Genomic DNA, 14870 nt, shown 5'->3' with positions numbered 1-14870 from the left:
CAAAAAACCTGATGGCAAAAAGCAGAATTTTTTACTATTTTATAAAACAGTAAACTGCTCGCCCGATCGAACTTTTTCGAGGTGGCAGCTTCTGCCTTCGCGATCGGGCTTTTGAATTGGGCCGCGTGGATTGGGTCTTTTAAAGGGCTTGTATTCGTAACTTTTCGGTCATCAATCGCAGGTCATCAGTCATTAGTCGCTAGTTAACCGCCGCTTATCCAGGACAACGGACTATGAATAAAGAACAAATGACAAAAGGCAGCGCGCGCGAGAGCCGAAAAGGTACTCCGCAAGTCTCTAAATGGTTGTTTTATCTGGCTTTGCTGCCGGTAATCTGGGGAGTTTGCGCTTGGCAAGGCTGGGCTTGGTGGAGCTGGGCTTCGGCGCCTCCTAAAATAGCTGAAACGTCAACTTCCACGGCAGAGGAGGATGCTGTTTCTATCCAAATCCCGGAGGGTACTCCCAGTCAAAAAATCGGCCGGGATTTAGAGGCTGCGGGGTTGATTCGATCGAGCTCGGCATGGAATATGTGGGCCCGCTGGATGACTCTGCAAAACCGCGAGGGAGGTTTTCAAGCAGGAACTTACCAACTGTCGCCGACTCAGCCTCTGAGTGCAGTTGCTGACAAAATTTGGAAGGGCGAAGTCGCACAGCAGAGTTTCACGATTCCCGAAGGGTGGTCGCTGCAACAAATGAGCACTTATTTTGAAGCGCAAGGCTTTTTTCCGGCTAAAGAGTTTATGGCGGTCGCGAGTCAAATTCCTTACGCTCAATACCCTTGGCTGCCGAGCGGATTGCCTCATTTGGAAGGTTTTTTGTACCCGGATACTTATCAGCTAGACGGCGATAGAATTACTCCTCAAGCTGCGATCGCACAAATGCTCACCCGTTTCGAGCAGACAGCTTTGCCGGTATATCAAAAAAATCAGAATAATACAACGCTATCTCTCAAAGAATGGGTGACTTTGGCCAGTATTGTAGAAAAAGAAGCTGTGGTTGCTTCCGAGCGGAACCGCATTTCTGGAGTGTTCAACAACCGTCTGAAAAAGGGTATGGCGTTGGGATCTGACCCGACAGTTGAATACGCTCTCGGTATCAGGCAAACTAAGGAAAAGCCTCTGACTTTTAAGCAAGTAGAAACGCCTTCTCCTTACAATACTTATATAAATCCAGGACTACCCCCAACTCCGATCGCATCTCCGGGAATAGCAAGTTTGGAGGCGACTCTGACTCCAGAAAATACAGAATACCTGTATTTTATGGCGCGGTATGACGGCACTCACATTTTCAGTCGCACTCTGGCCGAACACAATGCTGCTGTGGCTCAAGTTGACCAAAAAGTGCGATCGGGTCAATAGATGGGCAATGACTAATAAAAAAGTAAAAAGTCAAAAGTAACCCAGGAAAAGCAATAATTATTCACTTTTGATTTTTTACTTTTTCAATCTTTAACTCCCAATTTCTTATTTCTCAATCTAAAATCTAAAATCTAAAATCTAAAATCATTATGACTTGGGGTAAATTACTACAGCCTGACTTAGTTCTAGGCGATTCAGTCATGAAGTTAACGGCTGATATTCTGCAGAAATATCAGATAAAAGGATTAGTATTGGATGTGGACGAAACTCTGGTTCCCATTACGGCAATGAATGCTTCTCCTGAACTCAGCTTGTGGGTACAAGAAATTAAACCGGTGGTATCCCTATGGTTGGCGAGCAATAATTTAAGTCAAAATCGGATCGGTCGAATTGCTGAGTCTTTGAATTTACCATACATCACTGGTGCGGCTAAACCGTCCCGCCGCAAGTTGCGAACAGCAGTGACGGCGATGAATTTGCCGGTGGAACAGGTGGCGATGGTGGGCGATCGACTTTTTACTGATGTTTTAGCAGGCAATCGTTTGGGTATGTTCACTATTTTAGTGGAACCAATGGTTGATGCTGGGTATGCGCTTCGCAAGTATCCGGTGCGCTCTTTTGAAGTTTGGGTTTCTCAAGCTTTGGGGGCTTCTCTGAAAATTAAAGATTAGTCATTAGTCATTAATGCGGAGGGGGGGTTTATAAATATCCAGGACGTGAATCATAGAAGTTGGTGAACCCGCCCCTACAGTATTTGTTATAATCAACTAGACATTTCCCGAAAAGCCAGCTTTGAACAGGCAGGATGCCTGTTCCACAATAATAATTATTGGAGATGTCTACTGGAAATGATATTATCACTAATAACTAATAACTACTGACTGCTGACTACTGACTATTGACTACTGACTAATGACTAAAACTATTGTTGTTAAAATTGGAACTTCGACTCTGACTCGATCGACTACAGGAAACTTAGCTCTTTCAACTATTGCTGCATTGGTCGAAATTTTAGCTGATTTGCGGCAGCAAGGCCATCGAGTAGTTTTGGTTTCTTCGGGTGCGGTTGGGGTTGGCTGCGCCCGCTTGGGTTTGACGGAACGCCCGCGAAATATTGCTATGAAACAGGCTGTGGCGGCTGTGGGCCAAGGGCGGCTGATGCGGGTGTACGATGACTTGTTTACTACTCTACAACAGCCGATCGCTCAAGTATTGCTCACCAGGGGTGATTTAGTGCAGCGTAATGGTTATGTTAACGCTTGCAATACTTTTCAACAACTGCTCAGATTGGGCGTGATTCCGATCGTCAATGAAAACGATACAGTAGCGGTAGACGAGCTTAAATTTGGCGATAACGACACGCTTTCGGCGCTAGTAGCGAGTTTGGTAGAAGCAGATTGGTTGTTTGTACTCACAGATGTCGATCGGCTGTATTCCGCCGATCCGCGCAGCAATCCCGACGCGCAGCCGATCGCCCTAGTCCAAAGTATGGCACAGCTCACAGAATTTCAGGTGCAAACAGGAGATTCCCGCAGCGGTTGGGGAACCGGCGGTATGGTGACAAAAATTGAAGCAGCCAGAATAGCAACTGCATCGGGAGTACGGACTGTCATCACTGACGGCTGCTTTCCTGGTAATATCGAGAAAATACTTAACGGAGAGTCGATCGGTACTCAATTCGAGCCTCAACCGCGCCCTGTAAACGCTCGCAAACACTGGATAGCTAACGTGCTAATTCCGGCCGGAAAACTATATTTAGATGCGGGTGCTGTCAAAGCAATTTCCCACGGCGGAAAATCGCTTTTAGCTGCGGGTATTGCTCAAGTAGAAGGAGAATTTCAAGCTGATGATTCCGTGCAGTTGTGCGATGCAGCCGGCAAGCAAATTGCTAGAGGACTTGTGAATTATAGCAGTTTAGAACTGAGACAAATCCAAGGCTGCAAGTCAGAGAAAATTGCTGAGATTTTAGGCTATGCAGGCGTCGAAACGGCGGTACACCGAGATAATTTAGTGATTGTTTAAACTAACAAATATCGAGAAAGTCGATCGGGCAATGAGCAAAGGCAGAAATTGAGGATATTTGCAGCACAGTCTTGCAAGAATTTGTTTGGCTGTGTCTGAACAGCTCGTTCATCGCTTCTGTAAACAGTTCAAATACATTTTGTGCTAATTCTAAAGCTGCTTGGCATTCCGCATTAGTAAGTTTAATCTCTGCTAAAACTTCCAACATCTCTGGCGTGTTTAAAAGGTGATAATTTTCTAAACCCCCATAAGATCCTCCAAAATCAACAGATTCTTTTTTGTTAATTTGCTGTAATTCCATTACCACTGCTAGCGCCGCTTCAAAAAAAACTTGGGCCGTTCCTTCGAGGACTTCCACTAACACCAGTTTCTCAATGGGAGAAGCTTTCCAAGCGTAGCGTTCGAGCACTGAACATAGCGATCGAGTTTTTTTAGTTTCTTCACCCCAAAGCATTCTGAAATCGCCGCAACTCATTAATTGGTTTAAGCCCAGCTCATCTAAGTATTCTAGATAGTCGTGCCAGTAATAGTTTTTTTTATACGTATATTTATTAATTAGTTCCTGAACTTGGCTATTACTAGAAGATTCTCGCAATACATATTTATTTAAATCGCTCAATCCTACAGCCAAAGGAGCGAGTACAGGTGCAAAAATTAGTCGTTGATTCGCGTGAATGTGTTTATTGGCTAGAAAGTCAAACAAGGGCAATTTGGCAAACTCTTGCTTTTTTGGTTCAATGAATGCTACAATGGCTTTCATACTTTTTTCGCCTGAATAGTTGCTGTCAAGATAATTTTCATACCTCTGTTAATTATCTATATTTTTGAGCATAAATAATTGTGTTTCTTATCATACATATTTGTATTTAAGATCGTAGGTAAGAGTGTTTGCAGTCACAGCAAATTGTGACCGAAAGCATACATGATACAAGCCCCCGGATTCATCCGTGGAAAAATAAAAAACCTGTATCCGATAAAGGAGCCCCGAATTTATCCGTGGGGTCGATGGCTTCAATTCTAAAATCTAAAATCTAAAATCTAAAATCGCGCAATCGATTGACTTGTATCATGTTGTGCCAGAAGTTCGAGCATATTGTTCCCTAGACATAAAATGTTCTAGATTTAAATTGGGTATTTCTGGCGTTGCTCAAAGCCACCCCACAAGAGTTTGATTATTTATTGACCGATAATTTAAAGACTGATTAACTTAATATAGGCAAATGAGCATTCTGCTCAAAGTCCTAAAAAATGCTGTTTACAAAATCGGGATGCTCCCTGCAAATCAGTCCTAGACGCATAGGAGTCTCGAAACCAGGTTTCTTTGCAGATTCATCCCTGCTCAACAAAAATTTATCGTAGAAACCCGGTTTCTTTAACCCTTGCTTTTATTAGACCTCTTGCAAAAATAGCTGGGCCGGAGATCCCGTCCGAAAATTTGCTTAAAAGGACTTTTGCAAAAAGTCTATTGCTTCTTCCCTCTTTTCTCTTCCCTCTTCTTATTCCTTCTTCCTTCTTCCTGCGGCAATAAGCCTCCAAATGACAATTTCCAATTCTCAGAATTGCCTTTAGGTGCGTTGTGAGTTACTCTATCTTTTGGATCAGTTAACACAATTATAGGAGTTAATCTTGGAACGGACTTTTTTAGCGATTAAGCCCGACGGCGTACAACGCGGACTCGTCGGCGAAATTATCGGTCGTTTTGAAGCCAAGGGCTTTAAGCTAGTTGGTATGAAGCTAATGACGGCGAGTCGCGAACTAGCGGAACAACATTATGATGTTCACAAAGAAAAACCCTTCTTTGCTGGATTGGTAAACTTTATCACTTCAGGCCCTGTTGTGGCGATGGTGTGGGAAGGCGACGGCGTTGTGGCATCGGCGAGAAAAATCATTGGTGCTACAAATCCTCTGAATGCAGAACCTGCGACAATTCGGGGAGATTTTGCCGTGAATGTCGGCCGTAATCTCATTCACGGTTCTGATGCTGTCGAGACTGCCCGCTCGGAAATTAGCCTTTGGTTCAAGGAAGAAGAATTGAGTGCTTGGACACCTTGTTTAACTCCTTGGATTGTGGAATAGTTTTGATATTCTCCCGATGGTTAATCGGGAGATATAACCTTTCTCAGACAGATGAAATATCCTGTTGCGGACTCACTCATAACTGTAAAATATAGAAGAGTTTGACAGTTTTACTCGTTACCAAGCTATTTCTAGTAACGAGAATAAAAAACGTTAATCGGAACTTAAAAACTCCAAATAATTATTAGTCAATTCTTTGACTGCTAATTCGTAAAACTGTTGACCGTGTTCGGCGGTTGCTAAGCCCGGATTTGAACCCATTCTCCCGTCGGGAAATCGGCGACGGAAGTCAGCGGCACCGTAAATTTTGTGCCCGGAAGCGACTTCTTCCGAAAGCGGAGCTTGCTTGATTGCTTCTGGATAAAGGTACTGGGTTAAGGCGATTTCGCTGGGGGTGGCGTGGGAGCCTTCTTGGTTTCCGTACAATTCTTTTGCTAGTTTGTAGACTGATCCGCACATAAACCAGTTGCCGATTTGACACTGGATTCGATCGGCATTCGGTAAATTTAAGTCAGACAAATGCGCGTAAGTCTCGGAAAATGCTGCTTTCATCGTGGCAATGTTGCCGCCGTGACCGTTGATGAAGAAATATTTCTCAAATCCCGCTTTTGCCAAAGATGTGATGTAATCCCGGATTACCAGTATCAGCGTCTGCGGTCGGAAACTGATTGTGCCGGGAAAGCTGGTGTGGTGCAAGGCCATCCCGACATTAATTGTCGGGCCGATTAAGGCATTGGCAGCTTCGCCGACACCGTGGGCGATCGCCTTGGCAGCAATGGCGTCAGTGCCGATCAAGCCGGTGGGCCCGTGCTGTTCGGTGGAGCCGATCGGGATAATTATGCCTCGCGAGCTTTCGAGATAAGCTTCTACTTCGGGCCAGGTACTCAAATGCAGCAACATGATAGGCAGTCTACAGAATTTTTACTTGCTATCGTCGATCGTAGCCGGCACGGGAAGAATAAGGAATTTGGAGCAACTTATTATTGTATTCTTAAAAAAAGCTCTTAAAGTGCGATCGCTACTTTACTGTTATATTACTTAACGTTAATAATTTAACCAATTGATTACCAAAATTTTACCTTTTAATAACCTTTTAACAGTAGTATAACAAGCATATCCCTCTAGATTGGGTGTTACGTGGTCAATTAACAGCGGGCAATGTTTTATGAAATTAACACCGACCCCGAAAAATGACCAGACTTCTGTGGCCTGGACGCAGGCAGACAGCGCGGTTCCGGCAACTGCTCTACGGCTGTATTCCTTACACGAGCAAGTAGCAAAGGTCGAGCGCGTGTCTGTGGGATGGACTGGCGAAGGATTCTAAGCGATCGAACTTTTTGGCGATCGTACAAGCGATCGCAGCGCGAGAGTGCCTCAGCTACTGAAGAAGGTACCTCGCGCTAGCCACATACAAACATCACTCCCACTTATATTTATGTCTTCTGCTGAATTAAGCGAAAGTCCTTCAAGGTTGGCTGTTGGACAAGCCGGCCGTATCTTGTTATTGGAAGGTGAAGATCTGTTGCGGGAAATGCTAGCTTTAGCCCTTAAAGAACAGGGCTATGAGGTGGTGGTTACTAGCGACGGGCGCAACGCGCTGCCTTCTGTACAGGCTGCTTCGTCATACCACGGTGAATTTGCCTTCAACCTGTTAATTATGGATTCAATTAACGGTTTGGATCTGTGTCGAATGTTACGGCATCAAGGAAATCCCGTCCCTATTTTGATTATCGGTGCTAGAGGAAGTGCCAACAATTGCGCTTTTTACCTAGAAGCCGGATCGGATGATTATCTGACTAAGCCTTTTGGAATGCGGGAGTTTATCGCTCGCTGTCGGGCGCTGATGCGACGCCAGCGCCTCGGTCAGTTGCGACAACCGATGATGCTGCAATATAAGAGCATAACTCTGTATCCTGAAGAGTGCCGCGTGTTGGTTCGTGGTCTGGAAGTGAAATTTTCTCCTAAACAGTTTCGCTTACTAGAACTATTTATGAGTTATCCCCGGCGAGTTTGGTCTCGCGATCAGTTGCTGGAAAAAATTTGGGGTCAAGATTTTATCGGAGACAGCAAAACAGTTGACGTTCACATCCGCTGGCTGCGCGAAAAGTTGGAAATAGATCCGGGCCAACCGGAATATATCATTACAGTACGCGGGTTTGGCTATCGATTTGGTTAAATTATTAAATCAGTTGTAGGGTGGTAAATTGCAGTCGAATAGACAAATAAGGACACAAAAATGTTGTGTCCTTCTTTGTCTATGGAGGGTGGGCTATACAATAGCTTGGAGGTGCAACCAGTAGAGCTATTGTAGCGACTGTTGCCGTTTTCTTTTACTCGCTCGCGATCGGTATAAACTCACATATTGCAGCATTTTCAAGAACAGGCTTTCCGGCCTGTTCCACAAATAGTGAATTTTCTTTCTTGTGGAACAGGCATCTTGCCTGTTGCTGATGCAAAATGCCTGTTCCACAAATAGTGAATTTTCTTTCTTGTGGAACAGGCATCTTGCCTGTTCATAAAAAGCTTATTGAGAATGCTGCAACATCTCAGCATAAATCAAAACTCCCCTGTCCACTCCCAACAATCAAGTTTAGAGCAATCTCCTGGAACCGCAACAGCCGCCACCATATCTGAACTGGGAATTAATTCAATTAAAGACCATCTCGATGCTTCTTCGGGGTTGTCTTCAACATTTAACAGCGCTGCAGGTTCTCCTGGTGCGAGGCTGACATCAAACTGATTCAGGGGAATAGAAAGTCCTTTACCAACTGCTTTGATATAGGCTTCTTTGCGAGTCCAGCAGGTGAAAAAAGCTCTGGGTTGGAGATGTTCTGGGAGCGAAAGCAATACAGATTTTTCTAATGGTGAAAAAAACTTTTCAGCAATCTCCTGACAAGGAAAGTTGGGATTTATGCTTTCAATATCGACACCAATATCTCGATTTTTGGTAATCGCAATTAGAGCCATGTTCCCTGAGTGAGACAAATTGAAACGCAGCGTATTTCCACCTTGGGCGGCGATGAGAGAGGGTTTGCCGTAGGGATTGTAGTCAAAGCGCAAAATGTGAGGATTTATGTTAAGATAGCGACTCAGAATCGCTCTGAGTGCGCCACGACTCACAATAAATTGCGATCGACCTTTGGGAAAGTGAAAACCCTCGGCTTTTGTCCGCTCGTCGGTAGAGAGAGTCTGTTGTAAACTCTGCAAGCAAGATTCTGTTTGAGTCAGAGACACGCGCCAAACATGAATTTCGCCCAGATCCAATATCAGGTTTTGCGGTGGGGACTTCCACGAATCAAAAGCAGCAATCATGTATTTATCTTTTTTTCTGAGTCACCTCATTCAGCATTCCCAGAAACAGGCAAGATGCCTGTTCTACTTTTGTTCTACTTTGAGAAACAGGCAAGATGCCTGTTCTACTTTGAGAAACAGGCAAGATGCCTGTTCTACTTTGAGAAACAGGCAAGATGCCTGTTCTACAATAGATAAATTTCAATCCCAAGAATCAATTAATCCAGGTTTGTACAACTTTTCCTGCTAATTGCTGTCCCAACCAAGGCGTATTTGCCGATCGCGACTTCAGACTTTGCCCGTCAACAGTCCAACTCATTTCCGGGTCGAACAAAATCAACTCAGCAGAGACTCCCGGTGCAACCGTGAGGGGGGTTTGTCCGAGACAAACGGCAGGGCCTGCGCTCAACACTCGCCACAGTTCCAAAGCTGAAAATTCGCCCGTTTCTACCAGTCCGTGCCACAGCAAAGGCAAAGCTAATTCCAAGCCGATCGCCCCGGGCGGACTATCAGCAAAAGCCACAGTTTTCTCCTCATAAGTATGCGGGTTGTGGTCGATCGCGATCGCATCAATTACGCCATCTTTCACAGCTTGAATCAACGCTAATTGATCGCTGAGATTGCCCAACGGCGGTTCTAGGCGTAAATTCGGATCGTAGGGCAACGAAGCAGTCAGAGCATTTTTCCCGCCGGAATCTTGAGAGTTTCCTGAAATTGCCCCGACATTCAACAGCAAGTGCATCCAAGTCACACTCGCAGTCACCGGCAAACCCCGCGCCTTCGCATCTCGAATCAATTCCACGCTGCGCGCCGTAGAAACGCGCATAATGTGAACCGGAGTTCCCGCAGATGCCACCAACTCCAGGATTGCCGCCAAAGCCGAAGTTTCTGCACTCGCCGGAATTCCAGGCAAACCCAAGCGCACCGACACCGCACCCTCCCGCGCCGCCCCGTTTCCTGCCAAAGTTCGATCGCACGGCCACAAAGCCACCGACTTGCCCAAAGGCTTGATATACTCCAGCAAACGCCTCACCAGAGCCGGATTAGACAGCGGCGAACCGTCCGCAAAACCCACCACTGCACAGGAGGCCAGCTCGCCCAACTCGGCCATCTGCTGCCCTTTAACGCCCGCTGTCAGCGCGCCCCAAAAATACAAGCGGGGCAGCCCCGGCCGCAAATTGCGGATATGTTGCTGCAACAAAGCTAAACCGGCCAAATTGTCAACAGGTGGCGAAGTATCCGGCAAAATCGCCACTCGCGTAAAACCCCCAGCCGCCGCAGCCTGCATCAAAGATTCCAGCGTTTCCCGATCCTCGAAACCCGGTTCTCCGCTGTGGCTGTAGATATCAGTTAGCCCCGGCCCCAAAATCAGTCCCTGGCAATCCCGCACTTCTGTGTCAGCGGGAAACTCAGCAATTTTTTCCTCAACTGCTTTGATATTACCTTCAGCAATCAGAGTATCAGCGATGCGATCGCTCCCTGAAACTGGATCTAGCACTCGTACATTTTGTAGCAGTTGGCGGCTCATATAACAGAAGGAAGTTCGGCAACGGATTATGTAACGGATGTAACGGATGTAACGGATGTAAAGGATAGAAAGAAGAAGGAAGAAGGAAGAAGCAATCCAGCGCATTAGTTTCAGGAATTAAGAACTTCCTAAGCGTCGGGCGCGGTTGTTATCAAAATTCAAACATTTTTCAGGCGGGCGAAGCGTAGCGGTGGGCGTTCCTTCCGCTACGGGTTCGCGATCGGCACTTTACTAATTAGAGTGCTCCGGCTGCTGTTTTGTCAAAAACGCCGCCGCTCAAATGAGTTGTGACATTCATCGCTTGTAATACTGGCAAACCATCGGGGCCGTGGGGATAATCAATCACGCTAACGGCTCCGTTTCCTTGTTTGAATTTCCAGAAATGTTCGGGTTCTAAACCGAATAGGTGGCAGAGAATTGCTTTGTTAATGGCGTCGTGAGCAACGACAATGCCAGTACCTGAAACAGATTGTACGATTTCTCGCCAAGCTGCGATCGCCCGATCCCAAACTTGCTGCAAATTCTCTCCTTCGGGCATTTGGACTTTTTCAGGAGATGTTTTCCATTCCTGTAGCAAACCCGGATAGGATTGTTCGATTTCTGATTCAAACTTTCCTTCCCAAAGTCCGTGGCTAATTTCTCTCAAGTCGTCGCGGAGTTCTAGTTGCAAACCGCCGTGATGTTGGAGAATAATTTCCGCTGTTTCTTTCGGGCGCAGCATCGAACTGCTAATCGCAAAATCTAATTTTACATTCTTGAGAAATTCTGCTGCCCGCCGGGATTGTTCGCGGCCGTTATCGTTGAGAGGTACGTCTATTTGCCCCTGAAATTTACCTGCTTTATTCCAGTCGGTTTCGCCGTGACGCACCAGCAACAAGCGGGGGCCTTGGTGTCCGTCCCTCGGTTTGGGAAAATTTTCCCCGGTATGGGAAGTTAAATTCACTGACTCTAATTGAACTGGAACTTTCTTTTTTGGCTCTCCTGGCTCGTCGTTGGTAACAGGGGAAGTTCCAAAATTAATTACGCTAATTCCGCAATTTGACTGTTGGATTGATTGATAGTAATCTGGGGTAATTTCTGAGGCTGTGGCGATGAGAGCGCGGTTGATTCCGTTGTGACCTACTACTAGAATTGTGCCGTCTTGGTGACGCGATAAAAGTTCTTGCCAAAAATGACGGGCGTTAGCAAAAACGGCTAATACGGGAAAGTGTTCGATTTCTCCGTCAGCAGATGGCAGTTTCATGGAAAATTTGTCGGGCTGTCTTTGCCACTGCTGATATGCTTCGGGGAATTTGTCTATAGCATCTTGCCGCAGCATTCCTTCCCACAGAGGCAAATCGATTTCCATCAAATTATCAGTTGGCTGGAGTTGTGGCGGATTTGTCAAGCGCGACAGGATGATTTCCGCTGTTTCTTTGGCTCGTTGCAGGGGACTGGTATAGGCGGCATCAAAGGCGATACTGCTGAGTGTGTCGCCTACTTGCAGGGCGGCGCTGCGGCCTGCTTCTGTCAAAATTGATTTATCGAGGCGGCCTTGGATGCGGCGTTCTTGATTGTATGTGCTTTTGCCGTGACGGACTAAGATAATGCGAGTCATTCGATTTTAGATTTTAGATTTTAGATTTTAGATTTAGCCTGTTACTGCGCTTCGGGTGCGGGGTGCACGCCTTACCCAGTATTCGGGTGCGAGGCGAGTCAAAAAGATGAGCCAGTGAAATTTTACCAGTTGTCGGGATACTCTCGTCTGCAACGACCTATGATTAAAGACGGAAAAGATTTAGCCACGGATTCGCGCGGGACGGAAAAGCAGGAATGACACTGAAGCGGGTTATTTTAGGTATTTTAACGGCGATCGCGATCGCCCTGGTCGGTTTATCTTTACTTGCTAGTTGGAATCAGCCGCAAATTCAAAGCCGGCTGGAACTCTACCAGACAAATTTGCTGCTGCACGCCTCGGAGTGGCAAGGAGAAAATAATCAGAGTGCTAATTTAAGTTCGGCGCGCAACAATATTGTCGGTGCAGATCCTTTAAATACGGCTTTGACGCAATATCAAGAAGCGCGAGACTCGACTCGCAAAACTCTCGAAACATCTCAAGCACAAGTTAAAGAAATTCAGTCGGCAATTGCCTCTAAGTCTGAGGATAATACTCTGAATTTGGCTCAAAATAAGGCGGCGTCCGAGTCGATCAAGCAACAGTCAGTGCTGCTAAACGAACTTGACTTGCGATTGGGAATTTTGCAGGCAAGCAGTGGTAAAACTGAGGCGGCGATCCAAACTTGGAAAAATTTAGTTGAGCGGTACAACACTCAAATTGATTACGATCCTGCGGCGGTAACTGCTAAAGTTTTAACTGGAATTTGGAGCAATCCGGCTCAACTTCTGCCGGATGCCGAGCAGAACATTCAAAAGTCTTTGGATGGCTGGTTTCGCTATCGCGCTCTCGCTCAACTTTACAAGCTGCAAGAACGTTCTAAAGAGCTGGTGGCGCTGCAAGCAGCAGAGCAAGTAACAGCCCAGCAAGCTGTAGAAAAGTTGGCAATTATTGTCGGCGTTCCGGCTATTTCGCTTTGTATTGGTACGGTTTTGCTGGTTGGTTTGAGCCTGCAGTGGCTGTTGCAGCGGCAGCAGTTAGATACAGCAGGTTCCGGCCCGGTGTTGGCGCGAAATGCAAGCTTGACTTGGGATGTGCCTTGGGATGGCGAGATTGTTTGGCAGGTGCTGGTGGTCGGCTTTTTCTTTGTCGGGCAAATCTTGATTCCCTATTTGCTGCTGCCTGTTTCTCTGGCTGTTTTAAAACTGAATCCTGCTACTTTTGACCCGCGCGAGAAGGCTTTTTATATCTTTGCTACTTATTTGTTGCTGTCGGCGGGGGGGCTTTCGGTACTGTATTTTTCGGTGAAGTCTTTTTTGCCTTTGCCTGATGGTTGGTTTCGGATTAATTTGCGGGGAAATTGGTTTTTGTGGGGTTTTGGCGGCTATTTTGCGGCTTTGCCTTTGGTGGTTTTGGTGTCGCTGATCAATCAGCAGTTATGGCAGGGACAAGGTGGCAGTAATCCGATTTTGCCGATCGTTCTCGAAGGTAGGGATAACGTGGCTTTGGCGGTGTTTTTCGGCACTGCTGCGATCGCGGCTCCGGTTTTTGAGGAAATTGTGTTTCGGGGCTTTCTACTACCTTCTCTGACTCGCTATTTGCCTGTTTGGGGGGCGATCGCAGCTTCTGCTTTCTTGTTTGCTGTGGCTCACTTGAGTGTGTCTGAGATTCTGCCTTTGGCGACTTTGGGTGCGGTTTTGGGGTTTGTGTACACGCGATCGCGAAATCTCCTTGCTCCTATGCTTCTCCACAGTCTTTGGAATAGCGGTACTCTCTTGAGTCTGTTTCTTTTGGGCGGCGGCGCGAGTTAATTGGGGCGGTTGTTAATAATTGTGAATTAACCGAGTTTTTTTGACAGTTTTCGTGCGGGCGATCGACTCTTGCCAAAAACAGCAGTAGGCTGTTCGCTGCGCCCCTGATATCTAGGCCGGTACAATAACCGGAACTCCCATAGGGGCGGGTTCACATTAATCTGTAATATTAGCCACAGATCCAGATAGACCCGCCCCGGTTCCTTACTTTAGCGGAAAAACAGGGTTTAAGATGGAAGTAATATCTTGTCGGCTGTTGATTGAGAGACTCACGCGGGCGATCGCACCCAGCGGAAGTTGACAATCCGGCTAATTTATAGCTAAATTTTAATTTAGGATGAGGCTTAAACCCATGAGCAATTTGAACAGCCGCAACTTAGAGGGAACGCCGAGTTGGATGCGTTTCGCACCCTACGCAGCCTTGGGTCTGTTAATATTTTCTTTCAATTCAGGCAGCGAACTCAATTATTTCTTGAGAGGCTACTTGGTCATTATACAAGCTCAAGCCGGTATTGTTCTGCTGTATTTTGCGATGTCTAAGTTTCGCAAAAACCCAAATAAATGAGTAAAAATTAGTAACATTACTTAGCTCGATCGTTCAAGGTCGTGCATTCAAAGTCGATGGCGGAAGTTAAAATAAAAAACTGGGGAAAGTAAAAATGGTAAAAGATAAAACCGTAGCAGTTCTGTTAGCTTTCTTTGTAGGAGGTTTCGGAATTCACAAATTTTATTTGGGCAATAACTTAGCAGGGGTATTATACTTGCTATTTTCTGGGACATTAATTCCGTTCGTGATCGCATTTTTCGATTTTCTGGGACTGCTGCTGATGTCGGAACAAGCTTTTCAGGTTCAGTACAATGGCGGCACGTTGCCGTCGGGCTATGTCCTCAGAGCGGCAAAAGATGTAACCGGGGCGATCGGCGAATTGAAAAAACTTTACGATATGGGCGCAATTACCGCCGAAGAATATGAGGAAAAACGCCAAAAACTGTTGCGAGAATTGTAATTAAGAAGGAAGTTCGGCAACGGATTATGTAACGGATGTAACGGATGTAACGGATGTAACGGATGCAACGGATGCAACGGATGTCAGTCCGATGGAAGAAGGTAGAAGGTAAGGATTCAGGTCAAAAAAACTTCAGTGTCAAAAGCTGGTAAAATAAACGAATGAAAAAGCCCGCAGCCACCA

15 protein-coding genes are annotated in these 14870 nt (G+C 46.1%); 8 read left to right on the top strand and 7 right to left on the bottom strand.

Annotated elements, in window-relative coordinates:
* Nucleotides 1–233: 233 nt before the first annotated feature.
* From mltG to proB, 3 genes are all read left to right on the top strand, one after another.
* The gene (gene mltG / locus QUB39_RS04110) at nt 234–1358 is read left to right on the top strand and encodes an endolytic transglycosylase MltG (RefSeq protein WP_333051563.1); all 1125 of its coding nucleotides are present in this window, start codon (nt 234–236) and stop codon (nt 1356–1358) included.
* 149 nt (nt 1359–1507) lie between these two features.
* Nucleotides 1508–2029: a YqeG family HAD IIIA-type phosphatase gene (locus tag QUB39_RS04105; protein WP_333051566.1), complete on the top strand. Its 522-nt coding sequence runs from the start codon at nt 1508–1510 to the stop codon at nt 2027–2029.
* Between the two features lie 241 nt (nt 2030–2270).
* Nucleotides 2271–3380 carry a glutamate 5-kinase gene (gene proB / locus QUB39_RS04100; protein WP_333051567.1) on the top strand — a complete coding sequence of 370 codons (1110 nt, stop codon included), beginning with the start codon at nt 2271–2273 and terminating at the stop codon, nt 3378–3380.
* A gap of 1 nt (nt 3381) precedes the next feature.
* Here proB and QUB39_RS04095 read toward each other — a convergent pair whose 3' ends face one another.
* Nucleotides 3382–4140 (bottom strand): hypothetical protein, encoded by a 759-nt coding sequence (locus QUB39_RS04095; RefSeq protein ID WP_333209285.1) that lies wholly within the window; start codon nt 4138–4140, stop codon nt 3382–3384.
* Between the two features lie 866 nt (nt 4141–5006).
* Between QUB39_RS04095 and ndk the strand changes: the two genes are divergently transcribed.
* Entirely contained in the window at nt 5007–5456 is a 450-nt protein-coding gene (gene ndk, locus QUB39_RS04090) for a nucleoside-diphosphate kinase (RefSeq protein ID WP_333051572.1), read from the top strand.
* Nucleotides 5457–5609: 153 nt separating this feature from the next.
* On the opposite strand, the gene QUB39_RS04085 is transcribed toward ndk, so the two are convergent.
* Nucleotides 5610–6356, bottom strand: coding sequence for a creatininase family protein (locus QUB39_RS04085; protein ID WP_333051575.1), 747 nt, complete (start codon nt 6354–6356; stop codon nt 5610–5612).
* A 535-nt stretch (nt 6357–6891) separates the two neighbouring features.
* On the opposite strand from QUB39_RS04085, the gene QUB39_RS04080 reads away from it, so the two are divergent.
* Nucleotides 6892–7632 carry a response regulator transcription factor gene (locus QUB39_RS04080; protein ID WP_333051578.1) on the top strand — a complete coding sequence of 247 codons (741 nt, stop codon included), beginning with the start codon at nt 6892–6894 and terminating at the stop codon, nt 7630–7632.
* A 154-nt stretch (nt 7633–7786) separates the two neighbouring features.
* On the opposite strand, the gene QUB39_RS04075 is transcribed toward QUB39_RS04080, so the two are convergent.
* The 5 genes from QUB39_RS04075 to QUB39_RS04055 all read right to left on the bottom strand — a co-directional run bounded on the left by QUB39_RS04075 (nt 7787) and on the right by QUB39_RS04055 (nt 11872).
* Nucleotides 7787–7960 carry a hypothetical protein gene (locus tag QUB39_RS04075; protein WP_333209287.1) on the bottom strand — a complete coding sequence of 58 codons (174 nt, stop codon included), beginning with the start codon at nt 7958–7960 and terminating at the stop codon, nt 7787–7789.
* 52 nt (nt 7961–8012) lie between these two features.
* Nucleotides 8013–8768 (bottom strand): 4'-phosphopantetheinyl transferase superfamily protein, encoded by a 756-nt coding sequence (locus tag QUB39_RS04070; RefSeq protein ID WP_333209289.1) that lies wholly within the window; start codon nt 8766–8768, stop codon nt 8013–8015.
* Nucleotides 8769–8772: 4 nt separating this feature from the next.
* Nucleotides 8773–8922, bottom strand: coding sequence for a hypothetical protein (locus tag QUB39_RS04065; protein WP_333231284.1), 150 nt, complete (start codon nt 8920–8922; stop codon nt 8773–8775).
* Between the two features lie 39 nt (nt 8923–8961).
* Nucleotides 8962–10275: a dihydroorotase gene (locus QUB39_RS04060; RefSeq protein WP_333209290.1), complete on the bottom strand. Its 1314-nt coding sequence runs from the start codon at nt 10273–10275 to the stop codon at nt 8962–8964.
* Nucleotides 10276–10510: 235 nt separating this feature from the next.
* Nucleotides 10511–11872 (bottom strand): histidine phosphatase family protein, encoded by a 1362-nt coding sequence (locus QUB39_RS04055; RefSeq protein ID WP_333209292.1) that lies wholly within the window; start codon nt 11870–11872, stop codon nt 10511–10513.
* 215 nt (nt 11873–12087) lie between these two features.
* Between QUB39_RS04055 and QUB39_RS04050 the strand changes: the two genes are divergently transcribed.
* The 3 genes from QUB39_RS04050 (at nt 12088) to QUB39_RS04040 (ending at nt 14687) form a co-directional block, all read left to right on the top strand.
* Entirely contained in the window at nt 12088–13680 is a 1593-nt protein-coding gene (locus QUB39_RS04050; protein WP_333051590.1) for a CPBP family glutamic-type intramembrane protease, read from the top strand.
* 352 nt (nt 13681–14032) lie between these two features.
* Nucleotides 14033–14245, top strand: coding sequence for a hypothetical protein (locus QUB39_RS04045; protein WP_333051592.1), 213 nt, complete (start codon nt 14033–14035; stop codon nt 14243–14245).
* 94 nt (nt 14246–14339) lie between these two features.
* Nucleotides 14340–14687 (top strand): NINE protein, encoded by a 348-nt coding sequence (locus QUB39_RS04040; RefSeq protein WP_333035309.1) that lies wholly within the window; start codon nt 14340–14342, stop codon nt 14685–14687.
* Nucleotides 14688–14870 lie beyond the last annotated feature (183 nt).

This window comes from Microcoleus sp. AT8-B5, assembly GCF_036705565.1.
Classification (GTDB): Bacteria; Cyanobacteriota; Cyanobacteriia; order Cyanobacteriales; family Microcoleaceae; genus Microcoleus.
This window is presented reverse-complemented; position numbering and strand designations above follow the sequence as displayed.

What these genes read in the sequence shown, in the direction of transcription:
- mltG (WP_333051563.1), top strand. Translation starts at nt 234, where the DNA reads ATGAATAAAGAACAAATGACAAAAGGCAGCGCGCGCGAGAGCCGAAAA.
- QUB39_RS04105 (WP_333051566.1), top strand. Translation starts at nt 1,508, where the DNA reads ATGACTTGGGGTAAATTACTACAGCCTGACTTAGTTCTAGGCGATTCA.
- proB (WP_333051567.1), top strand. Translation starts at nt 2,271, where the DNA reads ATGACTAAAACTATTGTTGTTAAAATTGGAACTTCGACTCTGACTCGA.
- QUB39_RS04095 (WP_333209285.1), bottom strand. Translation starts at nt 4,140, where the DNA reads ATGAAAGCCATTGTAGCATTCATTGAACCAAAAAAGCAAGAGTTTGCC.
- QUB39_RS04085 (WP_333051575.1), bottom strand. Translation starts at nt 6,356, where the DNA reads ATGTTGCTGCATTTGAGTACCTGGCCCGAAGTAGAAGCTTATCTCGAA.
- QUB39_RS04080 (WP_333051578.1), top strand. Translation starts at nt 6,892, where the DNA reads ATGTCTTCTGCTGAATTAAGCGAAAGTCCTTCAAGGTTGGCTGTTGGA.
- QUB39_RS04075 (WP_333209287.1), bottom strand. Translation starts at nt 7,960, where the DNA reads ATGCCTGTTCCACAAGAAAGAAAATTCACTATTTGTGGAACAGGCATT.
- QUB39_RS04070 (WP_333209289.1), bottom strand. Translation starts at nt 8,768, where the DNA reads ATGATTGCTGCTTTTGATTCGTGGAAGTCCCCACCGCAAAACCTGATA.
- QUB39_RS04060 (WP_333209290.1), bottom strand. Translation starts at nt 10,275, where the DNA reads ATGAGCCGCCAACTGCTACAAAATGTACGAGTGCTAGATCCAGTTTCA.
- QUB39_RS04055 (WP_333209292.1), bottom strand. Translation starts at nt 11,872, where the DNA reads ATGACTCGCATTATCTTAGTCCGTCACGGCAAAAGCACATACAATCAA.
- QUB39_RS04050 (WP_333051590.1), top strand. Translation starts at nt 12,088, where the DNA reads ATGACACTGAAGCGGGTTATTTTAGGTATTTTAACGGCGATCGCGATC.
- QUB39_RS04045 (WP_333051592.1), top strand. Translation starts at nt 14,033, where the DNA reads ATGAGCAATTTGAACAGCCGCAACTTAGAGGGAACGCCGAGTTGGATG.
- QUB39_RS04040 (WP_333035309.1), top strand. Translation starts at nt 14,340, where the DNA reads ATGGTAAAAGATAAAACCGTAGCAGTTCTGTTAGCTTTCTTTGTAGGA.